The following is a 21,614-nucleotide window of genomic DNA, read 5'->3' on the forward strand; positions in this document are numbered from 1 at the left end:
CTATTCCTTATTTAAATATTTTCCGGTCTTAATGGGCGCAACTGTTTCCCCGCCTGCCACATTTCCTGGTTATTTACTTCCGCCAATTCTTTTTCCAATTGTTCGCGGTAGTCCGGCTTAGAGTTTGTTTCAATAGAGATTCGGGCTTCTTCGCCGCTCAATACACTTTGGTAACATTCTTCAATAACAGGTTTAATGGAATCTTTGAATTTTGGTGCCCAATCTAATGCGCCGCGCTGAGCTGTGGTGGAACAGTTGGCATACATCCAGTCCATACCTTTTTCAGCCACCAATGGATATAAACTCTGGAGTGCTTCTTCAATCGTTTCATTATAGGCTTCCGATGGTGAATGACCATGTTCTCTTAATACTTCATATTGTGCCAAAAAGGCACCTTGCAGTAGTCCCATTAAAACACATCGTTCACCAGTTAGATCGCTATGAACTTCCTTTTCAAAAGTAGTTTCAAACAAATGGCCTGAACCAAATGCAAAGGCAGTGGCAATACAGCGGTCTTTCGCATTTCCTGTATAATCCTGATGAATGGCAAAGGATGCATTAATGCCCCGGCCATCCAGAAAATGGTTTCGAACAGTTAATCCACTCCCTTTTGGAGCAACAAGGATTACATCAATATTTTCCGGCGGAATGATATGGGTATCCTCATGGAAAACAATACCAAAACCGTGGGAAAAATATATGGCATCCCCCTCATCTAAATTGTCTTTTACCATGGGCCATAGCTGGATCTGGGCCGCATCGGAGATTAAAAACTGGACGATGGATCCGCGCTTGGTCGCTTCTTCCAACTCAAATAAATTTTCACCTTCTACCCAGCCGTCAGCCAAGGCATTTTCCCAACTTTTACCACGGCGCAAACCAAGAATCACATTGAATCCCTGGTCACGCATATTGAGACCTTGCCCCCGCCCTTGGGGACCGTATCCCAGAATTGCAGTCACTTCTTTATCCAAAATTTCTTTACACTTTTCTACAGGATAGTCGGATCGTTCTACGATTGTTTCACGGTGTCCATTAATGTTGATTTCTTTCATGAGTTATATGTCCTTAGTTATGGTATGTATGGATTTGCTCCGGCTGCCAATTCACTTCTTCCGCCGTTGCGTTAATTTTTTCTGATAATACTTTATGGGTTCTACCTCGGCGCATGGATATTTTTCCTGTACGCATGATTTCGGTAATGTTGAATGGCTGTAATGCTTCAACCAATTCATCGATAACTTCTTTTTCGTCCGCCGTTTCAATGATGACTGTTTCAAGTCCCATATCAACGATGCGGGCACCAAATTTTTTCACCAGCAGATTAAGTTCATTTAATCGTTCGGGGCCGGCATGAACTTTGATGAAAATAAATTCCCGCGTAACACAAGCCAATTCAGAAACATCCTTCACTGCTACAACATTCACGAGGTTTAAAAGATTAAAATAGATATTACCTCTTTTACGTCTATCCACTTCATTGGCAACGATGGTCATGCGGCTAATGCCTTTTTTTTCACTCTTGCCAACCACAAGGCTATCAATATTAAAATTCCTTCGGCGGAATAAACTGGCAATTCGGTTAAGTACACCTGGTTTATCTTCGACTAAGGCAATCAATGTCTGTTTCATTTGATCGATTCTTTCTTTTCTTGAGTCAATTCTCCATTGGATTCTTTTAACGGACGTTCAATCATTTGATGTAGGTCTGCACCTGTTGGCACCATGGGATAAACAACATCATGTTTTTCTACGATAAATTCGATAAGAGATGGTCCTTGCTGTTTTTGGGCTTTGCGCATGGTTGGAATAACATCTTTTAATTCCTGAACCTTATAGGCTTCTAAACCGTAAGCACCAGCTAATTTCACATAATCAGGACTTAATATGGGCGTTTCAGAATAGCGGGCGTTATAAAACATTTCCTGCCATTGGCGCACCATTCCCAAGTATCCATTATTTATAATTGCAATATTAATATTGCAATTTTCCTGAACGGCCGTACCCAATTCCGTCATGGTCATTTGAAAGCTACCATCACCAACAATGATCCAAATTTCTCTATCTTTTTCATAAAAACTAGCACCGATACCCGCCGGAAGGCTGAATCCCATGGTGCCCAATCCACCAGATGTAAGTAATGTCCGTGGATCTTCATGTTCATAATATTGCGCTTCCAACATTTGATGCTGGCCCACGTCCGTTACAATAAGGGCATCGCCCTTAGTCCCTTCCCAAATTTTTCGAATCACCTGAGCGGCCATGAGTGCGTCAGTATTCTGATGTATAATGTCTTTCCCTTTAGAATCACTCCGCCAACCATCAATTTTCTGTAACCATGGCCGATTATCTTGTTTCTTAACTAATGGTAAAACTTGAGTAAGAACCGTCTTTAAATCTCCATGGATTGGTAAATCAACATTTATATTTTTATTAATCTCAGCTGGATCAATTTCAACATGTATCTTTTTTGAATTGGGAGAATAATTTTCCAGTTTACCCGTAACACGGTCATCAAAACGCATGCCGCAAGCAATCAAAAGGTCCGCCTCTTGGATAGCTTGGTTTACCCAAGTTTCACCGTGCATACCCATCATTCCAAAGACTAACGGATGGCTGGCCGGAACACCGCCAATACCTAATAATGTGGTGCCAATAGGAATGTTGACTTGCTCAGAAAGTTCAATCACAGTTTGAGTTGCTTCAGACATAATGATGCCATGGCCCGCCAGAATGAATGGACGTTCTGCTTCTTCTATCATTCTTGCAAATGTTTTTAAATGTTCTTCCGTAGCACCTGGTGGCTTCACTTCTCCCGGCATATCAATCAGTGATTTCGGGTAATTAAATTCAATAGATTGATTTTGTATATCTTTTGGAATATCAACTAAAACAGGGCCAGGCCTACCGCTGCGCGCCACGTGAAATGCTTCTTTAATCGTGTCAGCCAATTCGTTAATATCCATAACAAGATAATTATGTTTCGTAACCGGAATTGCCGCACCGGTGATATCAATCTCCTGAAATGCATCCGAACCAATGACCGATGAGGGAACCTGGCCGGTGATGCAAACCATGGGAACAGAATCCATCATGGCCGTGGCCATGCCCGTAATCATATTGGTTGCGCCGGGACCGGAAGTCGCCATTGCAACGCCGACCTTGCCACTGGCACGGGAATACCCATCAGCCATATGGGTTGCCCCCTGTTCATGGCGCACCAAAACATGATGTATTTTGTCACGGTATTTTTCCAATGCATCATAGGCAGGGAGTATGGCGCCACCAGGATAGCCGAAGACTACATCGACTCCTTCTTTGGCTATACATTCCCAAATTATCTCAGCACCTGTTAATATTCTTTTATCCATTTTTATAATTAATCCTACTTTAATACAGCACCGGTATTTGCCGATGTCACCATACGGGCATACCGTCCTAAATATCCATTTTTTATTTTTGGTTCAAACTCTGGAAGCGCAGCCAAGCGAGATTGGATTTCTTCGTCGCTCAGTTCAACATTGATGCTTTTTTCAGGGATATTAATATGAATTGTATCTCCTTCATTTATTGCGGCAATGGGCCCGCGATTGGCTGCTTCTGGTGAAATGTGACCAATGCAAGCACCCCGCGTTCCACCGGAAAATCTCCCGTCTGTAATCAAGGCTACTTTATCACCCAATCCCATTCCCATTATGGCGCTGGTGGGGGATAACATTTCCGGCATACCGGGACCGCCTTTAGGTCCTTCATAACGAATGACCACCACATCACCGGGTTGCACTTCTTTATCCATGATGCCCGATAAAGCTTCCTCCTGTGATGCATAAATCCGGGCCGGGCCGGAATGAACCAACATTTTTTCTTCCACCGCTGCCGTTTTTACCACCGATCCATCGGGAGCTATGTTACCGAAAAGAATGGCCAATCCGCCCTCTTGAGAATAGGGGGTATCCACAGTCCGAATAATCCGCTCATCCTTGGATACTGCGCCGCGGATATTCTCCCCCAACGATTTTCCCGTAACAGTTGGACAATCCAAATCAAGTATATTATCTTTTTTTGATAATTCAGATAATATTGCCGAAATGCCACCGGCGCGATCCACATCTTCCATGTGAACATCTTTGGTGGCGGGACTTACTTTGCAGATATAAGGCGTCTTTTTTGCAATTTCATTTAATTCTTTTAAGTCAAATTCGAGGCCCGCTTCAATGGCAATGGCCAATGTATGTAAAACCGTATTGGTGCTGCCACCCATGGCCATATCGAGAGCAAATGCATTTCGGATTGATTCAGACGTAACCAAATCTCTTGGTTTTATATTTTTATCTATTAAGTCAACAATTCGTTTCCCTGCCTCTCTCACCAAATCTAAACGACCATCATCCACAGCTAAAATAGATCCATTCCCCGGGAGAGCAATCCCCAATGCTTCCATCAAACAATTCATAGAATTTGCGGTGAACATGCCGGAACAGGAACCGCAGGTGGGGCAGCCTTCTTTTTCTAGAGCAGTAAGTTTCTCCTCAGAAATAGCACCCGATTGAACTTGACCCACACCTTCAAAAACAGAAATTAAATCAACTTTTTCTCCATCAAGATTTCCCGCTTTCATGGGCCCGCCGGAGACAAAAACAGTGGGAATATTTATTCGAACGGCTGCCATGAGCATCCCTGGGACAATCTTATCGCAATTAGTAATACACATGAGGCCATCCAAGCGATGGGCTTCGGCTACCGTTTCTACACTGTCCGCAATTAACTCTCGACTGGCAAGGGAATAACGCATCCCTATGTGACCCATGGCAATGCCATCATCCACGCCGATAGTATTGAATTCAAAGGGGATGCCACCGGCCTCCCGAATAGCTTGTTTGGCCACCTTGCCAAATTCCTGTAAATGGACGTGGCCGGGAATCAGGTCAATGTAGGAATTGGCCACACCGATGAACGGTTTCTCAAAATCTGATTCGGTTTGAATGACACCAGTGGCCCGGAGCAAACTCCGGTGGGGGGCATGTTCAAACCCTTTTTTTATTGTATCTGATCGCATTAATGCTTCCATTTATTTTCAAAAATTTATGGACACGCATCAAGTCTAATCAGATGGAATATTCATTTGGGTAGGGGTATTGGGAGGGAGTTTTTGTCCCACCGTCATCTTCACCTACCGTTTGTCAAATATTCGGTCAGGCGACTTGGACGGCGAGTCCAATAATCACTAGAATAAAGAGATCAATAATTAGCGAGTTAATTCGCAACGATTCAATATCAAGATTAAGCACACCGATGGGGCCGCTTTGGATTGTTCTGGCTGATATTGTATTATTCATCATCTTATTCAAGTAATCCATTATCAATACTGTGATAACGTGGGCGCAAGCTTAGAGACTAGGAATAACTAGGTACAATACTTTTTTTACAAGATAGTAAAATATATTTATTGTAGTGCATTTATGATAATTGTGCGTGTGTCTGCAGGATCAATAACAGCATCTATTTCTAAAAATGATGCCGCTTCGGTGGCTTTGCCTGTATCATACATTTGTTGGACGAGTTTATCGTAAAGTGCTTTCTGTGCTTTTGGATCCTTTTCCGCTTCCAATTCTTTTTAAACCCATAGCGCCAAGTTCTCCCGTGATTACACCATCGGCAGCAGTTTTTGTTTGAAGATCATCTAGGTTACGCCTTTTGCGCTGGGCCGCCACGGCCAATTGACCATATTCAATAAATGAATTGGCATCACATAAATCTTTTAAGTTTTCTCGTGCAGTTCGATAGCCTTTATTATGCCTTTTTTCAGCAGCTTCGGTTCGAGATGAATCCAGCGTTTTCTCAATCCGGGCATTAAGTTTATCAAGTGAACTCTTGGAATTTGGATCGATTGACATGTGTTTTTTCAGATTTTTTTGTTGAAATGTTTTTTCTAAGTAATAACCGATGGACACAGTTCATTAACCACACAGGTACCGCATTGGGGTCGCCGCGCGATACATACTGCGCGGCCATGATCAATAATTAAATGGGTGAGTTTGACCCAGTTTTTATCCTCGAATAATACCATCAATTCAAATTCGATTTTTTTCGCATCTTTAGTATTGACGAATTTCAAAAGATTCATGATGCGCACCATGTGGGTATCAATCACCATAGAGGGCACATTATAAATTTCTCCCAAAACGCAATTGGCGGTCTTGCGACCCACTCCCGGGAGCTTCACCAATTCATCCATATCATTGGGGACTTGCCCCTCATGCTCTTCTATAATTTTTAAACTGGATCCCTGGATAGACTTCGCTTTTTGATTGTGGTATCCACAAGAATGAACATCTTTCGCCAGTTCCATGACATCACAATAAGCAAAATCTTCCGGCGATGGATATTTTTTAAATAGTGCCGGTGTCACCTGGTTAACGCGATGGTCTGTACATTGAGCGGAGAGAATTGTTGCTACCAACAATTCATGGGCAGAATTATAATGGAGAGAACATTTGGCGTTAGGGTATTCCCCCAATAGAGTTTTAAAAACCGCTTTTGCCCGTCCAACTTTTCTGGTGTTACTCTCCCTCACTTTGTGAGTTCTTTAACCAAAGATTGGATATTCGTTACTATAGATGCTTTAGAAATCACCAAATCACATCCGGCCGCTTTCAGTTTATCCCGAGTTTCTTTATGCACTTTATTCATATACCCTAGCAGGGTCATTCCGGTCTTACTGTTCAGTTTAGAAACAAATTGAACATTTCCAAATTTCTCGTCGTCCAGATCAACGATTCCAATCCTGCACTGATCCGGAAGATCATAAATAGATTCAGTAAAAGTGACTTCCATATCGATGGCGGTGAGCCGCTCCGACAGTTCCGTCCCCTTCTGAAAATCTTTCACAAAGAGTGCAATATTACTCATATTATCCTTTCAAATTCGGGACAAGGTCCCAGTCAAATTCTGACGCATTTTCCATATCTTCATAAACTATTTCTACTGCTTCAATGGAAGACTTCAATTCATTTATATTGATATTTCTTTGGATGCCTGCGTATTCGGCAAATTTGTTTTCACATTTTTTCAAGAGGTTCCGGGCACCGGTCAAGTTGCCATTTCCCAAATGGACAAAACTTACAGCAAGCTGAATCAGCCCTTGGATGAATTTCCGATCGGGAAAATTGTAATCAGACCAAAGATCCTCCCAAGCTTCGTGGGCCTCGAAATAATCGCCCTTTTCATATTCCGCCAGCCCCTTTTGAAAAAGGACTTCCATCTCTACTGCTTCACCCACTGATGGTGACTGATTCTTTCAAGCGGTAATGCTTCCCGTCAAAATGAACGGTGCAGGCCTGATGAACAGGATCGTGTTCAAAAAATAGTATCCAATTCTCATCCACCGCTTTGGGTAAAAATAATTGCTTTTCCTGAACGGTGAGGACAGGCAGAATATCGTAAGCCATAACCCAAGGCAAAGGGATATGGGCTGCCATTGGAATGAGGTCCGCCATGTAAACAATTGTATTGCTGCTATCCTGAATCTTGGGCAGCATCATTCCGGTGGTATGTCCGTAAGACATTTCCATGGTGATTTCAGGTAAAAAGGATTCTTTTCCATCCACGATTTTGATCATGCCATTTTCCGCCAACACGGACCAGTCCGCTTCCATGAAACTGCCCTGATCTTTTTCAGATGGTGAATTGGCCAAATCCCAGTTTTCATTTTGCATCCAATAGGTGGCGTTAGGGAAAACCGGTTCTAGTTTGCCATTTACAAATTTGGTGTTTCCACCGATATGATCAAAATGCATGTGGGTACAAAAGACATCTGTAATTTCATTCGCTGTAAAATTATGTTTCGCCAAAGACGAATTCAGGTTCACCGTTTCCGTATCAATATTATAGATAGCTTTGAATTTATCCTGCCATTTATTGCCATTGCCCGTATCCACAATAATTTTTCTACCATGCCCAACCAAGAGTAAAGATCGAGTGACCATGGTGATACGATTCTGATCATCCGCAGGCGCTTCTTTTTCCCATAGTGGTTTGGGGATGATGCCAAACATGGCACCCCCATCAAGGGCGAAAACGCTAGTTTCTATGCTGTAGAGGTCGTAGCCGCCAATGTTCATTTTGTCAATTTTGTTAAGTGGGTTGAAATGTTAGGCAGATTATTCTGAGAATTTTTGGCAAAATACCGCAATGCTTCCAACTGGATGATATTTACTTCCCAAACGGGATTTTCAATCAATCCCTCTGCCAATTTGATAAAAAAGTTACCGCCATTTTTCATATAATCTTCAAGTCCATTCATGATATTTTTGCCCGAACCAATTTCAACCGATACCCTACTGAACCAATAGGAGAGCTCCCGGCGATAGCCCTCAATACGGACATAATCCCCATTCCACAAACGATTGGCTGCAGCCATTTTAATTAATTGCATTTTATCTTTTGACACTTGACCCATTATACTTATTTCATAGTCAACTTTATCATGGGGGTCGGGCAAGGATTCTTTGCAAATTTGTTTCAGTAAACATCGGGTATAAGGCCATGTATTTTTCACGTCCGGACTGAAAGTATTGGCCCGCTGAAGATGATAGGTAAATAGTCCCAATCGATCAAAATCCTGGAGGGCCACTTCCAGTAAACAATCAATCCCCGCCAAACCATTCTCACTCACCCATTGGAGGCGCGCTGCTTCCTGCTCCATTTCTATTGGATTCCCACTTTGGCAGGCGTCCTCCAGATCGGCGATAAAAACTGTGAGGCCGAGACCATCTTTGGCGACCGCATCCAACACTGCCTTGTCATCTTTTCGTTGTGGATACTTTTCCGCCAATTCAGCCATAGCCTCCAGCAATGGTTGGGATGGGTTATGGCGGTCATCCCCAATGGTGTTTTTCAGCGCATTCAGAGCAATAATGGGATGGGCGTTTGAGGGACCGTCATAGATTGAGGTGACAGCCCGATCGAAGTAGGATTTAATTCTTTTTGGTAAGGACAATTTTGAGGATTGTAATGAGAATCTTAAAAAAGAATAATTACTTTTTCTTCTTCGGCGCATCCAGATCAAAGAAGATACTGAGAGATAGTCCCGTCAAGCGTGAATATTCAGATGGAAATCCCGTGGCGGAATCTTTCATGGGCTTATCAGCAAATCGGTTTGATACACCATCGCCTATGGGATCCCAGTTTGGATTGAATAATTGCGTAATTGGCATGGATGTGGGATCGTGAAAATAACCAAATTCCATTCCCCAACGTGGATTACTTTGAAAACCCATAAGAAAGCCCAGCCGATTGCTGGCATGATTGGTAATTCCATTTCGGATAATCATACCCCGAATACCCCACCAGCGGGATTTCAAAAAGCCGTTAGCACTTTTCTTTGTCTTGAATTTGTAATATGTGGCATCCATATTAAAGTTCGGGTTTACGGACCAGGCCAAATTAATCATATCCCATTTATTGTCCTTTTGATAGAGGACGCGACTGTAATCAATACCCGTGCCATATATGGGTAAGCCGATCCTAAATCCGATTTCACTTTTGTCCGTAATTCCTTTGCGATACCACAAATAGGGAAACACATTTTCTGTAGAAAGTGCGTATCCTTTTTTCACTTTACCCGCTTCCGGTAAATGGGGATTGATGGTTGGGTGTGATGCGCATCCTGAAAGTAAAAGGATGGCGAAATTTATTAGAATGAACCGTCGAAACTTTGACGGATCAAAAAAACTAATGAAGAGAATATTATCCCCCCTCTGGACGATCCAAAGCCTTTCGGTCTGGTTGCGGGGGTAAATTCACAATTTGATCTGCAAAATAGTTACCGATATGGGCAATCACATCTTTCACAGAAACCATGCCATGAATGGAATTATCCTGATTTATAATTGGAATGTGGCGGATACCAAATACATGCATTTTATTTAGGGCAAAGGCGATGGGATCATTGGCCTGGAGTGTTTCTGGATTGGAAGTCATGTAATCATCAATAATCTCTTTTTCCGTATCCAATCCTTTGGAAATGGCCCGCAACAAGAAATCCCGCTCTGTCATAACGCCTACAATTTTTCCACCAGATTCAACCATGACACAGCCCACTTTTTTCTTTCGGAGAATATCAATAACCGATTGAAGGCTTGTGCCCGTTTGCACAGTGGGATGGTCCCTTAATTCAAGACTTGAAATGGTATCATCAAGAGACAAAGCTTTATTAAGTGTCATATCAGAAGCATTTTCCAATTCATCCATTCGGGTTAATTCATCATCAAATTCGTTTTGCATAATCATGTCTCCAGTTTACTGAATTTACAATATTCTCAAAGGGAATACAAATTCGCCAATCAGGCATTTTGTTTTATCCATTCAGATGTAACAGATTTGGGCCGCGTAATGGGAATCCCAAGTGCTCTATTAATGACCATCTGAGAGATCATTCCCATGGCGCGGGATATACTAAACAGCACCGTATAATAATTGAATTCTTTCAGGCCATAATAATAAAGCAATGATCCGGAAGCGGCATCCACGTTAGGCCATGGATTTTTTGCTTTCCCTTGTTCCTGAAGAACGGGTGGAGCAACTTCAAAAAGAGAACCGACGATTGAAAAAATATCATCATCTTGAATATGTTCTTTTCCAAAATCTACAAAGGCAGTAAAGCGAGGATCAGGGCAGCGTAAAACTGCATGGCCATATCCAGGGATAACCCGTCCATTATTCAATCTGTCCCAGCAAAATTGTTTCAGTTCTTCGGTAGAAGGTGCGCCATTAAAATGATCTCGTACTTCCAATACGAATTTTAAACATTCCTGGTTCGCCAATCCATGGAGAGGTCCAGCGAGACCATTAAGTCCAGCTGAAACTGATAAATAAGGAGACGAAAGTGCCGATGCCACAGTCAAGGCACTAAATGCGCTTACATTTCCACCTTCATGGTCGCAATGGAGCATAAGATAAAGTTGCATCAATTTCTTGAAATCATCATCCTCTATCCCCAGCATATGGGCAAAATTTCCTGCCCAGTCTAAAGAATTATTATGGGCGATTCGGCCACCTTTATTAAACCGCATTCTATAAATACCGGCACCGATGCCTGTAAGTTTAGCCACCAATCGAAGCCCATCTTCTAATGTCCATTTCCAAAAATCAGCTTTGGGTATACCTTCATCATATTTGCTGGCAAAAAGACTGTCCACTTGCATACTTTGGATAGCCGTGGTGAACATGGTCATGGGATGGGAATTCTCCGGCATTGCTTCCAAAATATTCCAAACATAATCTGGGACTTCTTGGTGCTCCCTTAGTTGATTTTGTATATCGGAAAGCGCATTCGCATCTGGCAAATCACCAGTAAGTAAAAGATAGAAAACTTCTTCCGGTGAAATATGGGTGATATCCAATAATGGATAACCACGGATGATGAGCCCCTTATCGGCAGAAACAGCAGACGTTTCACAAGTGAGCCCCTTGATGCCACGCATCCCGCCATAGGCCTGGGAAACCGTCACATCACTAATTTTCACATCCCCCTTTTCTTTTATAATTGACCGGATTTCATCCTGCCATTGGGAGATTTTTTCTGTAAGTACTTTCTGAAGCATAATAACCTTAATTCAAAAATATTAGTCTAAATTGAAATGCAATTTACTAAAATTTGAAGAATAAATATCTGTCTAATCGACGACAATATTGACGTATTCATCAAAATTGGATAAAATGCCATCCGCAAGACTGCAAACATTCTCCCGGCGGATATTTTCTACAAAGGCATAAAACTGTGTTGCCGGCCCTTCCGATTTCAATTGGTAATCTGTAAAGCCATCCCCCATTACATGAATTTTCCCCGATAGTCCTAATGCCTTTGCCTGAGCAACTTTTCCACCGGGTTGAGCAAGGACATTTTTTGAATTCACCCCTTCAATATGATTATTTTCATCATAAATAAATTCATTGGCAAATACGTACTCGGTAGTAATGCCAAACATCGACACAATTGGAATGATCATTTCCCGAAAACCACCAGAGATTATAATAATATGTGATGCATTTTCTTGAATAAAAGACCGATTTCTTTCAAATGATGGTGTTACTTTTTTGGATAAAGCCATAGTAACGGCACGAACATTATCTCGGTTAGCGTCAAGCAAGGACATTCGTTGTGATAGAGATTCATCAAAGGATATCTCTCCAGTCATACCAGCATTGGTCAAACTTTCAATTTTTTCTAATCGTTCGGTTCTTTCCGGATGGTCTATAAGTGAAGTATGGGCCAATTCATCCAAAGATTCTTTGGCAATGAAAGTGCTGTCGAAGTCGATGATCAAATGATCGGGGAACACGAAATCTTATTTGAACCAGTCCGAATTAACCAGTTTACGAGCCTTTTCCAAGTCCTCGATAAAATCAATCTCAATACATGGCAAATCTGATACATCTTCATAATAAACTTTGTGGTCAGCCATGAGTGGATGAATGGCCGCTTCAAAATAATCGGCTGTGCCTCCAGCTGCAATCAATCGATCTAGGGAATTTTCAAACGCTACTGAAAATTCAGCAGAAAACTTTGCCACTCCAATAAATTCACCCAGTGAATTACTTTCAATTAATTCTTTCCCTATAGCCACTAAACGGTTGTTCTCTCCCTCAATAACCTTTACTTCTTCTCTGCCACAAGGTTTGATTTCAACAGCTAATGCAGTATCATAAGCTGAATTGATCACCCGCTTCAGAACTTCTTTTGGATAAAGTACATCAGCATTCATGAGAACAAAAGGATTGCCATTAAGCGACTTATTACAGAGACGAAGTGAATAGGCCGTATTTGTTTCAAAATAATGGTGATTGATTACGAATTCAAAATTTATATCCGGGAATTGGGATTGAACATGGGTCATGATAGCTTCACGATAATAACCTAACACCATAATTATATCTGTAATACCGCAGGATTCTAAAGCTTCCAACTGGTGGTTCAAAATAGGTTTATCCCCAACCTCGATCAGACATTTGGGAATTTCATAGGTAAGTGGATAAAGCCGGCGAGAAACACCAGCAGCAAGAATTATAGCTTTCATAATAGTTAAATTAGCTCCGAATACTTATTGTTATAGAAATATATTATAAAAATAATTAATTTCGTTCTAAGCTGGTTGAAGATAAAAAATTTGAAATTCTCTCTATGGATTTACCATCATTAAAATAAAAACAATGATGAAGCATTTTTTCGAAATTATTGGAATGATGGTTGGCAAAAACATTTTCCACCACTTTAATTATATCGTCCTTTTCCCCCATACGATTTGCTATCGTAGAAATATCCATTTCCGCTGGCATATTATGTAAATCTACATGGTTAGTATTCGCTATAATAATCGGATTTCGAGTAATTAGATATTCATAAAGAATTGAGGACGTATCACTAATCAACATATCTGAAACAGCAAAATCGAACATGGTATCATTCGATAATATATTTGCTGGATTCGAAAAATATATATGCTTTAGGCCTTTGGACTTGGCCCATAATTTAAATTTTAGTATATATTTTCGATCGAAATAATGGGGTCGAATGATTAGGTTGTATTCTTTGGTTAACTCCTGGCAGAATTTATATCCATATTTATGAAGCGTACCGGCTCCCCATTTCCAGGTTGGGGCATATAATATAGTTTTTCGATCTTTATCTTTAATACCCAAATAGTTTGCATAAGCCAAAATATCAATTTCATTATTTACAATTTCATCAAAACGGGCATTCCCAATTTTTACTAAGTTTTTATCCGGAATGTTTACATTCGAATCCTTTAACTTCTCCATATGTTTTGGTCCAGAGATAAAATGATAATCATATGACTCTAAAGCACTGGCTTTCCCACCATAACGCTTATCTCCAGTGCCGTGCCCCATAAAAATCGCTTTGACAATATCCTTGTTACGTTGAACTATCGTATTGCTGTTTGAAATAATTACTCCCGGCAAATCAAAGGGAATATCATTCACATTTTTCACTAATATTTTTGGCCGTTCAGCAAAAGCCAGACTGTTAGATAGTTTACGTTGACTCTGGCGGAAATACCATTTTGCACGGAATTCTCGATTGGGCTTCCGGACTAAAAAAGTCCCTCCAAGATGGCTATAAATTAATTTTACAAATGAGTATTCATATATTTGATTAGCATAATAATAGATTGGTTTTGATAAATTAAATTGCGCTGGCATATTAAAAATTAAGCAATCAAATTATTTAACTAATTCTTCAAAAGCTTCTGGCGTATCAACATCCATCCAAAATGAATTACCGATATCCACACCCCCCATTCGACTTTTAGCAATTAACATATTACATGCATCAGCTAAACTACAATTACCTGATTCATTGGCAGCTTCCAATGCATTGAAGAAATCAAATTTACATTTAAAGACACCACAATCTATTGCATCAAACTCAGGAAGGGTTTTTGACATACCTATAATTTTTGAAATTGTATTATTATCAACTGAAACTTTCATTCCATCGTCAATATCATATATCTCGTTAATTCGAAAATCTAAGCCCACTAATGCATCGTATTTTTTTAAACTACTCAAAATAATTTTCTCTAATAATTGGGCATCATACACATGATCACTCATTGAAATTAGAAAGGGTTCTCCTTGGGGTATTAAGGGCTTTGCTGCTAAAACACTTAGACCATTTGCCTTATCCCAATTCGCGTTATAAATGGTTTCAACATTTATATCATAATTTTGGCTATCAACATATGATACCAAATCTGGACTTCTATACCCTGTAACAATTACAGCATCTTTGATTCCCACTGAAACGGCGTTTTCAATAACCCGATCTAATAATGATTTTCCCTTCAACTTTAACAAAGTTTTGGGAATGCCATCCGTCATAGACCTGATTCGGCTACCTTGACCGGCGGCAATGATAATCAATTTCATCTGCTATTCTTCGTAATAGTCCAGTCCAAGATGGGTTATTAATTCTTCATCCATGATATGTCGAAGAGTGTTTTTAAGTTTCGCTAGCTGAACGAATAAATCATGCTCAGGATATAACTCTGGAAGGGTCATGGGACTTTTAAAAAAGAAGGAGAGCCATTCTTGAATTCCACCCATACCTGCCCTTTTAGCCAAGTCTAAAAACAAGACTAAATCCAAACATATTGGTGCCGCTAAAATGCTATCACGACAAAGAAAATCGACTTTAATTTGCATTGGATAACCCAACCATCCAAAAATATCAATATTGTCCCAGCCTTCTTTGTTATCTCCGCGGGGAGGATAATAATTAATTCTAACTTTATGATATAAGTCTTTATAAAGGTCTGGATATAAATCCGGTTGAAGGATATAATCTAATACACCCAGTTTACTTTCTTCCTTTGTTTTAAACGCGTCTGGATCATCTAATACTTCCCCATCCCTGTTACCCAAAATATTTGTTGAAAACCATCCCTCTATTCCAAGTTGTCTAGCTTTCAATCCAGGAGCAAGAATAGTTTTCATCAAGGTTTGACCTGTTTTGAAATCTTTTCCTGCCAAAGGTGATTTTGTTGACTTTGCCATTTCTAATAACGCCGGGATATCGGAAGTCAAATTCGGAGCCCCATTCGCAAATGGAATACCATTTTTTATCGCAGCATAGGCGTAAATCATACTGGGGGAAATGTCCGGGTCATTATTGCGAAGTCCTGCTTCAAATTTTTCAAGTGTAGAATGAACATCACTATGCTTAAAATATATTTCAGTACTACCGCACCAAATCATCACATTCGCCCGCGTATCATGTTTTTTGGTAAAATTATTAATATCTTCTTCAACTTGGTTAGCTAAATCCATTTTGTCTGGACCAGTTTTAACAAAATTGCCTTCTAACCTTCTAACAAAATTTTGATCAAATACGGCTGACCATACATCTAATTTCTCCAAAGACTCTTTCATGGAATATATTAAATTTCTGTCTAATACATTTGACCGAACACATATTTCATATAAATTTTCTTCGTTAATATCCCATCCACCAAAAACCAAATCATTCAAATCTGCAAGTGGTGCAAACTCTTTTATTATTGGTGTACGATTCTCTGTTCTTTTTCCTAACCGAATCGTTCCCATCTGTGACATACTTCCAATAGGTTTTGACTTTCCTAATTTAATTGCTTCAACTCCTGCGATAAAAGTGCTGGCAACCGCTCCCATTCCAGGAATAAGAATACCCAGTTTTCCTTTAGGTTTTACATTTTCCATTTTGATTCCTTTTTAAAAATATTTAATTAATAGGCGCAAAATTACATAATTTCTGCCCCAACTTTATTCAATGATTACTTATTAATTTCTGTCAATATCCCTTTTGGATTTATACCCAGAGTTCTGATAATAATTTCCAAGGTAAATCAGGATGGGTTTTTTCCAGGCATAATAATGGTTCGATGCTATTATGACACTTGTTTTTTAAACATGGACTGCAATGAACATTCTCATCTATAATTCGTGTTTTCAGCCCCATTGGTCCAGTTGATTTAGAATCGCCGGCGCCAAAAAGAGATACGGTAGGCACACCCAAATTAGCTGAAATGTGACCCAATCCACTGTCAGCCCCAACTGCGCCCCTGCAAATGGATATCAAGGCGATACTTTTTCTTAATCCATAATGGCCTGCAACAGTATGGATATTATCTTTTCGAGATGCATCCACCAAAATTTCTGCCCTAGACTGGTCCCCTTTTCCTCCTAAAATCAATATTGGTTCGGCTGTTTTCTCCAGTATTTCTAGAACTTTTAATTGGGGTAAACTACGAGACGTTGCTACACTGAATGGGAAAAATGCAATCGGATCTGAAATCCCTAATTGGACCAATTCATCTTTGGCCCACTCCTTTTCTTTATCTTGCAGTACGATACCGTCACTTCCGATAGATATTTCACCATTTGAGTGCCCTAATAAATTGAGATATTTATATGATCGATGCATTTTTGTTTTTTGCCTGGGGATAATTTTAGTAAGTAATCCCGACCTGCCCTGCCCCGGGTAACCAATGCGGACAGCTGTTTCTGATTTTTTGGCCAAATAGGCGGCTCGATATGAATCGGACAGCAAATAGAATCGGTCTAGATCCAACGCTTTCAAACTTCGCCCAGCATTATCGGTAGCTCTGAATCCGGTCAGATCTTTTTTATGGAATGAAATAATACCATCAATGGTATGGTGGTTTTCATAAATGGGTGCCACCCATGATTTGCAAATCGCAATAATGGTGGCGTCAGGGTTTGCATCTCGGCAGGCATTTAAAAAAGGTAATGCCATAACAGCATCGCCCACCCAATTCGGACAGAATACACCAATTCTCAATTATTACACCTTCCCTGTTTTTTAACCAAAAATGGAATAATATAGGTGTAATTCAACTGGTTACTTCTAATCGATTCATAATTGCAAGAGCTGCTCGTTTCGAAGGGGATTGTTCATTCGTATCCATATATTCTTTTACCCGTTCAGCCTGCAACTTAAGCCAATGAGGCTGTACTGCTTGTTCCATGGCCCCTAATAAATTATCAATATCATCTATAACAGGACCATATTCCCAATGTCTGTAATCTATATTATTTTTCCAGTCTACATCATGGGCATTTAAAAACACGGCCGGTCGCGGACGAATACCTATCCATTCATAAATTAAACTACTAACATCCCCAATAAAGTAATCTGCTAATTGTACATAAGATGTATCAGTACTTAAACGACTTCCAAAATCAACATGAATATTATCACTTGAATGAAAGTCCATATTATAATTGTATTTATGAGACCAATGTTTCAATAGTGTATGTGGCGCAAAAATTAAATTGTAGCGGTCATCATTTTTAAAATATTCCATAATTTTATGTGCATATTTTTTATAGGAAGCCAGTGTCGGTTCCCAATGAGGCGCATAGTAAACAATTTTTCTGTTATGACGAAATAACTTTTGACCTAAATCTTTAATGTCTATGGTATTGTCAAATTTTGGATAACCAATAATATTTGTTTTTTCTGGATTAGCTACGTTTTCTTCAGCTAATCTCTTTTGCGTATTCTTTCCAGAAATAAGTAAATAATCATATTCACGTAATGATGCTTCGAAACTATATTTTCGATCCCCGCATCCGTGATCTATATAAATCATTATCGGTTTTGAAATACCAATTTTTTTTAAAATACGCGGTGTAGGATGGGAGGTGCTAATAACAGCCCCTGCCTTCTTTAATAGTGGTTTTATCTTAGGAAAGGAATCCAACGGTGAAACATAAGATTTTTTTTTATAATTTAAAAAACGATAGCGAATCGGGGGAGATAATGTAATTATTTCACACTTATTATTTGGGTATTTATTTGAAACTTCCTCTAATATCCTTGTATGCTCTTCACTAACAGAAATGATTATAATCGGATGATTTCTTATAATCTGAGCACATTCAAAAGGTATTGTAACCATATGGTATAAATGATGCAAACCATGGATGAAAAGGAAGACGATTGGTTCTCCATCTTTTATTGGTTTTGACATTTCCATATTAGTACTAAACTTATTTAATCCTTATTATTTCGTGTCAGTTTATCTTCGATGGCATCAACCAATCGATAAGAAGCCTTCCCGTCAACTTTATATAGATATTCCTCTTGGGCACTTAACCGTTCATCAACCAAATCATTAGGATATTCAAGACCATGATAAACAAGGGCCGGTAAATCTTCAGGTTTATCCATTCGAATTGTAAAATCAATTCCTTCCATCCGACTGAGGTCCATTTTTTTCAAAAAACGATTTTTCAAAATTCTATGTTTCAACCTTAGGGTATGGCACTCGGCCATAATGATGGGACGGTTTAAATAAAGATATTCAAACATAGTGGATGAAATATCCGACACCATTAGATCAGCCATTTTGTAGTACGGAATGATGTTATAATCCTCTGCTGGCGCTAAATAGATGTTGGCATACTTTTGGGCTAATTTCTGCATTTCTTTACTCTGATAGAGATATCGATCCTGATACCAACTGAAATTATGCAACTTAATAATAATATTGGTTTCGAAGCTAACTTGCCCCAATACAGGCGCTAATTGATCCAAAGACGATGGGTAAAAACTGGGTGCATAAAGGACTGTTTTGTTGATTGGATCTAACCCGAATTTTTCAAGTTCAAATTCATTAGAATCTTCCTTTAGAACGAGCGGATCGCATTTACTAAATCCAGTGAGAGTCAAATTATTATGTCCATGGGATTTCAATTCTTTCATTCGTGGTTCTGATTCCACCGAACGGAGATCAATCCTTTTATCTATATCATTATAGTAGGACTGCTTCAACCCAATACCATGATAAACCATGACGGCCAAAGTTTCTGGATGAACAATGGGATTGAGCTGACCCACATTACCCACCACAACTACATCATATTTTGCCTTTTTCAATTTATCTAATCGGTCATTCTCATCGGCCCCGACTTCGGTTTCAATATCTAGTTTTTGGCAAGCTTTGTAAAATATATCCTTCTCTTTCCAATCCATCATGGTCGGGATTGAGGCCGCTATTTCATATCCGCCCCGGCGGCGCATTTCATCTATGATTGGAAGAAAATTGGGTAAATAATAAAGATGATGATTTTCGAAAAGTACTTTTGTCATTTAGGACAATTACTAACGGTGTGAAATATTCATATGGGTATAAAAATATGATTCTAGTTGGTCTAACATACCATCAAATGTGAACTGGTTAGAGATTTGCTGTTTCGCTTCTATACCCCAATTTTTTATTTCTTCACTGCCGTGATTGTCCATACCAAAACGGATCGCTTTTGAAATCTCATCCACTGTTAATTCATCCATGATATAACCCGTTTTTCGGTGGTTTATCAATTCAGGCACACCATTTACATTGGAGGCAAAAACGGGCTTTCCCAAGGCCATACTTTCCATGGCAACATTCGGCATACCTTCATGGCGAGAGGGCATAATGACAAAATCAGCAGCTTGAATAACTCTAGATAATTCATGTTGAAACCCGATTAACTTTACTGTTCCGACTAACCCCTTTTTTGTAATTAGGTTCTCCAGAGTTTTTCGCTCCTTTCCCGTACCGGCGATAAGAACGGAAAATGGCTTTAATGAATCCTTCACATCACTGATTGCATTTATTAAGAGATCAAATCCCTTTTGAATGGTTAATCGGCCTGCCGCCACAAAAACCACATGGTTTTTTGGAATATTCCAAATGTCATGAATATTTTGCGGTTCAATGGCCCCGTTCATTTTCAGTCCATTATAAATCACTTTGGTCTTGTTCCCATCCATCCATGAGAATTGATTATATACATCACGAATTGAATTTGTATTGGTGATAATCCCGTCCACCAATCCGGCCGTTTTTTTATGTTTCCATATGTCTCTGAAAAGCTGGATTCCATTTCGAGCGATAATTACCGGCACTTTTGCTTTTCGGGCAGCGATCCCGGCTACACGGATATCTTTCTTTAAATTCAAAACAATGACATCTACTTTTTCTCGTCTGAGAATACGTTTTGTATACCAAATTTTGAATGGATTATAATCTTCCAAAAAGTTCAATGGAATAATTGCCAATCCATGATTGCGTGCGTTTGAAAGAAAAATTGAATTGCTCTTTCCAGAAACCATCACGCGGTGGCCTCTTTCGCTCAATCCTTTGGCTGCCGTCACCATCCATTTTTCGCCACCGCCCCATTTATGAGAAGAGATAGAATTACTAAAAAATATATTTAATTTTTTTCCCATTGCATTGGCCTTAGTCGAATTGAATATCATAAAGGCGACGATACAATCCGCCATTCTTGTAAAGCTCACTATGGGTACCAGTTTCCACCACTCGGCCTTTATCAATCACAATAATTTTATCAGCATTTTGCACCGTAGATAGTCTATGGGCTATGACCAATGCGGTACGGTCTTTCATAAGCTCCTCAATTGCATTCTGGACCATCTTTTCTGATTCTGTATCCAATGCGGAAGTGGCCTCATCTAAGATTAAAATCGGAGGATTTTTAAGCAAAGCCCTTGCGATAGCCAACCGCTGTTTCTGTCCACCGGATAAATTCACACCTCGTTCACCGATCAATGTTTCAAATCCTTTAGGTGTTTGTTCGATAAATTCTAAGGCATTGGCGGCAGTTGCAGCCTTTCGGATGGCATCTTCACTAACATTTGGTTGGGCATATGCGATATTATTTCGGATGGAATCGTTAAATAAAATTACCTCTTGGGTTACAATTCCCATATTCCCGCGGATGGAGGCTAAAGCTGCATCTCTCAAATCATGGCCATCAATCCGAATGGCACCCTTAGATACATCATAAAAGCGAGGAATCAGATCAGCGATAGTGGATTTCCCAGAACCACTGGGTCCCACCATAGCAACAACCTCACCTTTGTTAATGGTAAAACTCACTTCATCCAATACACGATCATCGCCATCGTTGTATTCAAAATGGACACTGTCAAATTCAATCGATTTCTGGAAATTGCCCAAATCGACTGCATCTGGCTTTTCTACTATTTCCGGTGGAGTATCTAATAACTCAAATATCCGCTC

23 protein-coding genes and 1 pseudogene are annotated in these 21,614 nt (G+C 39.8%); all 24 read right to left on the minus strand.

The features are described 5' to 3' along the window. Positions 1–11 precede the first annotated feature (11 nt). Entirely contained in the window at positions 12–1,055 is a 1,044-nt protein-coding gene (gene ilvC, locus HN459_06680; protein ID MBT3479135.1) for a ketol-acid reductoisomerase, read from the minus strand. A gap of 13 nt (positions 1,056–1,068) precedes the next feature. Beyond that, positions 1,069–1,632 carry an acetolactate synthase small subunit gene (ilvN, locus tag HN459_06685; protein ID MBT3479136.1) on the minus strand — a complete coding sequence of 188 codons (564 nt, stop codon included), beginning with the start codon at positions 1,630–1,632 and terminating at the stop codon, positions 1,069–1,071. Beyond that, entirely contained in the window at positions 1,629–3,371 is a 1,743-nt protein-coding gene (gene ilvB / locus HN459_06690; protein MBT3479137.1) for a biosynthetic-type acetolactate synthase large subunit, read from the minus strand. Before ilvB ends, ilvN begins: the two co-directional genes overlap by 4 nt. Positions 3,372–3,385: 14 nt before the next feature. Further along, the gene (gene ilvD / locus HN459_06695) at positions 3,386–5,056 is read right to left on the minus strand and encodes a dihydroxy-acid dehydratase (GenBank protein ID MBT3479138.1); all 1,671 of its coding nucleotides are present in this window, start codon (positions 5,054–5,056) and stop codon (positions 3,386–3,388) included. A gap of 136 nt (positions 5,057–5,192) precedes the next feature. Continuing rightward, on the minus strand, positions 5,193–5,357 hold the full coding sequence (locus HN459_06700; GenBank protein ID MBT3479139.1) for a hypothetical protein: 165 nt from the start codon (positions 5,355–5,357) through the stop codon (positions 5,193–5,195). Positions 5,358–5,639: 282 nt separating this feature from the next. Continuing rightward, a pseudogene (locus HN459_06705) lies at positions 5,640–5,894 on the minus strand (biotin carboxylase). Between the two features lie 35 nt (positions 5,895–5,929). Next, the gene (gene nth / locus HN459_06710) at positions 5,930–6,574 is read right to left on the minus strand and encodes an endonuclease III (protein ID MBT3479140.1); all 645 of its coding nucleotides are present in this window, start codon (positions 6,572–6,574) and stop codon (positions 5,930–5,932) included. Continuing rightward, positions 6,571–6,909, minus strand: coding sequence for a hypothetical protein (locus tag HN459_06715; GenBank protein ID MBT3479141.1), 339 nt, complete (start codon positions 6,907–6,909; stop codon positions 6,571–6,573). Before HN459_06715 ends, nth begins: the two co-directional genes overlap by 4 nt. Before the next feature lies 1 nt (position 6,910). Beyond that, a complete protein-coding gene (locus HN459_06720; GenBank protein MBT3479142.1) occupies positions 6,911–7,261 on the minus strand; it encodes a DUF309 domain-containing protein in 351 nt (116 codons plus the stop codon). A 10-nt stretch (positions 7,262–7,271) separates the two neighbouring features. Next, complete coding sequence (locus HN459_06725; protein MBT3479143.1) at positions 7,272–8,120, minus strand: MBL fold metallo-hydrolase; 849 nt, start codon at positions 8,118–8,120, stop codon at positions 7,272–7,274. After that, a complete protein-coding gene (locus HN459_06730) occupies positions 8,117–8,998 on the minus strand; it encodes a hypothetical protein (GenBank protein MBT3479144.1) in 882 nt (293 codons plus the stop codon). The genes HN459_06725 and HN459_06730 overlap by 4 nt, the downstream gene beginning before the upstream one ends. Before the next feature lie 37 nt (positions 8,999–9,035). After that, entirely contained in the window at positions 9,036–9,617 is a 582-nt protein-coding gene (locus tag HN459_06735; GenBank protein ID MBT3479145.1) for a hypothetical protein, read from the minus strand. Between the two features lie 130 nt (positions 9,618–9,747). Further along, positions 9,748–10,284, minus strand: coding sequence for a CBS domain-containing protein (locus HN459_06740; GenBank protein MBT3479146.1), 537 nt, complete (start codon positions 10,282–10,284; stop codon positions 9,748–9,750). Between the two features lie 59 nt (positions 10,285–10,343). After that, a complete protein-coding gene (locus HN459_06745) occupies positions 10,344–11,603 on the minus strand; it encodes a citrate (Si)-synthase (GenBank protein ID MBT3479147.1) in 1,260 nt (419 codons plus the stop codon). Positions 11,604–11,675: 72 nt separating this feature from the next. Then, the gene (locus HN459_06750) at positions 11,676–12,326 is read right to left on the minus strand and encodes an HAD-IB family phosphatase (protein ID MBT3479148.1); all 651 of its coding nucleotides are present in this window, start codon (positions 12,324–12,326) and stop codon (positions 11,676–11,678) included. 21 nt (positions 12,327–12,347) lie between these two features. Further along, positions 12,348–13,076, minus strand: coding sequence for a phosphocholine cytidylyltransferase family protein (locus HN459_06755; GenBank protein MBT3479149.1), 729 nt, complete (start codon positions 13,074–13,076; stop codon positions 12,348–12,350). Positions 13,077–13,131: 55 nt separating this feature from the next. After that, positions 13,132–14,220: a hypothetical protein gene (locus HN459_06760; GenBank protein MBT3479150.1), complete on the minus strand. Its 1,089-nt coding sequence runs from the start codon at positions 14,218–14,220 to the stop codon at positions 13,132–13,134. A 21-nt stretch (positions 14,221–14,241) separates the two neighbouring features. After that, the gene (locus HN459_06765; protein MBT3479151.1) at positions 14,242–14,901 is read right to left on the minus strand and encodes an NTP transferase domain-containing protein; all 660 of its coding nucleotides are present in this window, start codon (positions 14,899–14,901) and stop codon (positions 14,242–14,244) included. Positions 14,902–14,952: 51 nt separating this feature from the next. Beyond that, positions 14,953–16,257, minus strand: a complete 1,305-nt coding sequence (locus tag HN459_06770) for an inositol-3-phosphate synthase (GenBank protein MBT3479152.1) — start codon at positions 16,255–16,257, stop codon at positions 14,953–14,955. Between the two features lie 109 nt (positions 16,258–16,366). Further along, on the minus strand, positions 16,367–17,359 hold the full coding sequence (locus HN459_06775) for a glycosyltransferase family 9 protein (GenBank protein ID MBT3479153.1): 993 nt from the start codon (positions 17,357–17,359) through the stop codon (positions 16,367–16,369). 52 nt (positions 17,360–17,411) lie between these two features. Beyond that, complete coding sequence (locus HN459_06780; GenBank protein ID MBT3479154.1) at positions 17,412–18,554, minus strand: hypothetical protein; 1,143 nt, start codon at positions 18,552–18,554, stop codon at positions 17,412–17,414. A gap of 23 nt (positions 18,555–18,577) precedes the next feature. Beyond that, positions 18,578–19,675: a hypothetical protein gene (locus HN459_06785; protein ID MBT3479155.1), complete on the minus strand. Its 1,098-nt coding sequence runs from the start codon at positions 19,673–19,675 to the stop codon at positions 18,578–18,580. 12 nt (positions 19,676–19,687) lie between these two features. Beyond that, on the minus strand, positions 19,688–20,800 hold the full coding sequence (locus tag HN459_06790) for a glycosyltransferase (GenBank protein ID MBT3479156.1): 1,113 nt from the start codon (positions 20,798–20,800) through the stop codon (positions 19,688–19,690). Between the two features lie 10 nt (positions 20,801–20,810). Continuing rightward, the coding region (locus HN459_06795; GenBank protein ID MBT3479157.1) for an ATP-binding cassette domain-containing protein at positions 20,811–21,614 on the minus strand (804 nt) is incomplete at its 5' end.

It is taken from the genome of Candidatus Neomarinimicrobiota bacterium (assembly GCA_018647265.1).
Taxonomy (GTDB): Bacteria; Fidelibacterota; Marinisomatia; order Marinisomatales; family TCS55; genus TCS55.

Excerpts from the sequence above, each read along its gene's own strand:
- ilvC (MBT3479135.1), bottom strand. The coding sequence starts at position 1,055 with ATGAAAGAAATCAACATTAATGGACACCGTGAAACAATCGTAGAACGA.
- ilvN (MBT3479136.1), bottom strand. The coding sequence starts at position 1,632 with ATGAAACAGACATTGATTGCCTTAGTCGAAGATAAACCAGGTGTACTT.
- ilvB (MBT3479137.1), bottom strand. The coding sequence starts at position 3,371 with ATGGATAAAAGAATATTAACAGGTGCTGAGATAATTTGGGAATGTATA.
- ilvD (MBT3479138.1), bottom strand. The coding sequence starts at position 5,056 with ATGCGATCAGATACAATAAAAAAAGGGTTTGAACATGCCCCCCACCGG.
- HN459_06700 (MBT3479139.1), bottom strand. The coding sequence starts at position 5,357 with ATGGATTACTTGAATAAGATGATGAATAATACAATATCAGCCAGAACA.
- HN459_06715 (MBT3479141.1), bottom strand. The coding sequence starts at position 6,909 with ATGAGTAATATTGCACTCTTTGTGAAAGATTTTCAGAAGGGGACGGAA.
- HN459_06720 (MBT3479142.1), bottom strand. The coding sequence starts at position 7,261 with ATGGAAGTCCTTTTTCAAAAGGGGCTGGCGGAATATGAAAAGGGCGAT.
- HN459_06725 (MBT3479143.1), bottom strand. The coding sequence starts at position 8,120 with ATGAACATTGGCGGCTACGACCTCTACAGCATAGAAACTAGCGTTTTC.
- HN459_06740 (MBT3479146.1), bottom strand. The coding sequence starts at position 10,284 with ATGCAAAACGAATTTGATGATGAATTAACCCGAATGGATGAATTGGAA.
- HN459_06745 (MBT3479147.1), bottom strand. The coding sequence starts at position 11,603 with ATGCTTCAGAAAGTACTTACAGAAAAAATCTCCCAATGGCAGGATGAA.
- HN459_06755 (MBT3479149.1), bottom strand. The coding sequence starts at position 13,076 with ATGAAAGCTATAATTCTTGCTGCTGGTGTTTCTCGCCGGCTTTATCCA.
- HN459_06760 (MBT3479150.1), bottom strand. The coding sequence starts at position 14,220 with ATGCCAGCGCAATTTAATTTATCAAAACCAATCTATTATTATGCTAAT.
- HN459_06765 (MBT3479151.1), bottom strand. The coding sequence starts at position 14,901 with ATGACGGATGGCATTCCCAAAACTTTGTTAAAGTTGAAGGGAAAATCA.
- HN459_06770 (MBT3479152.1), bottom strand. The coding sequence starts at position 16,257 with ATGGAAAATGTAAAACCTAAAGGAAAACTGGGTATTCTTATTCCTGGA.
- HN459_06780 (MBT3479154.1), bottom strand. The coding sequence starts at position 18,554 with ATGTCAAAACCAATAAAAGATGGAGAACCAATCGTCTTCCTTTTCATC.
- HN459_06785 (MBT3479155.1), bottom strand. The coding sequence starts at position 19,675 with ATGACAAAAGTACTTTTCGAAAATCATCATCTTTATTATTTACCCAAT.
- HN459_06790 (MBT3479156.1), bottom strand. The coding sequence starts at position 20,800 with ATGGGAAAAAAATTAAATATATTTTTTAGTAATTCTATCTCTTCTCAT.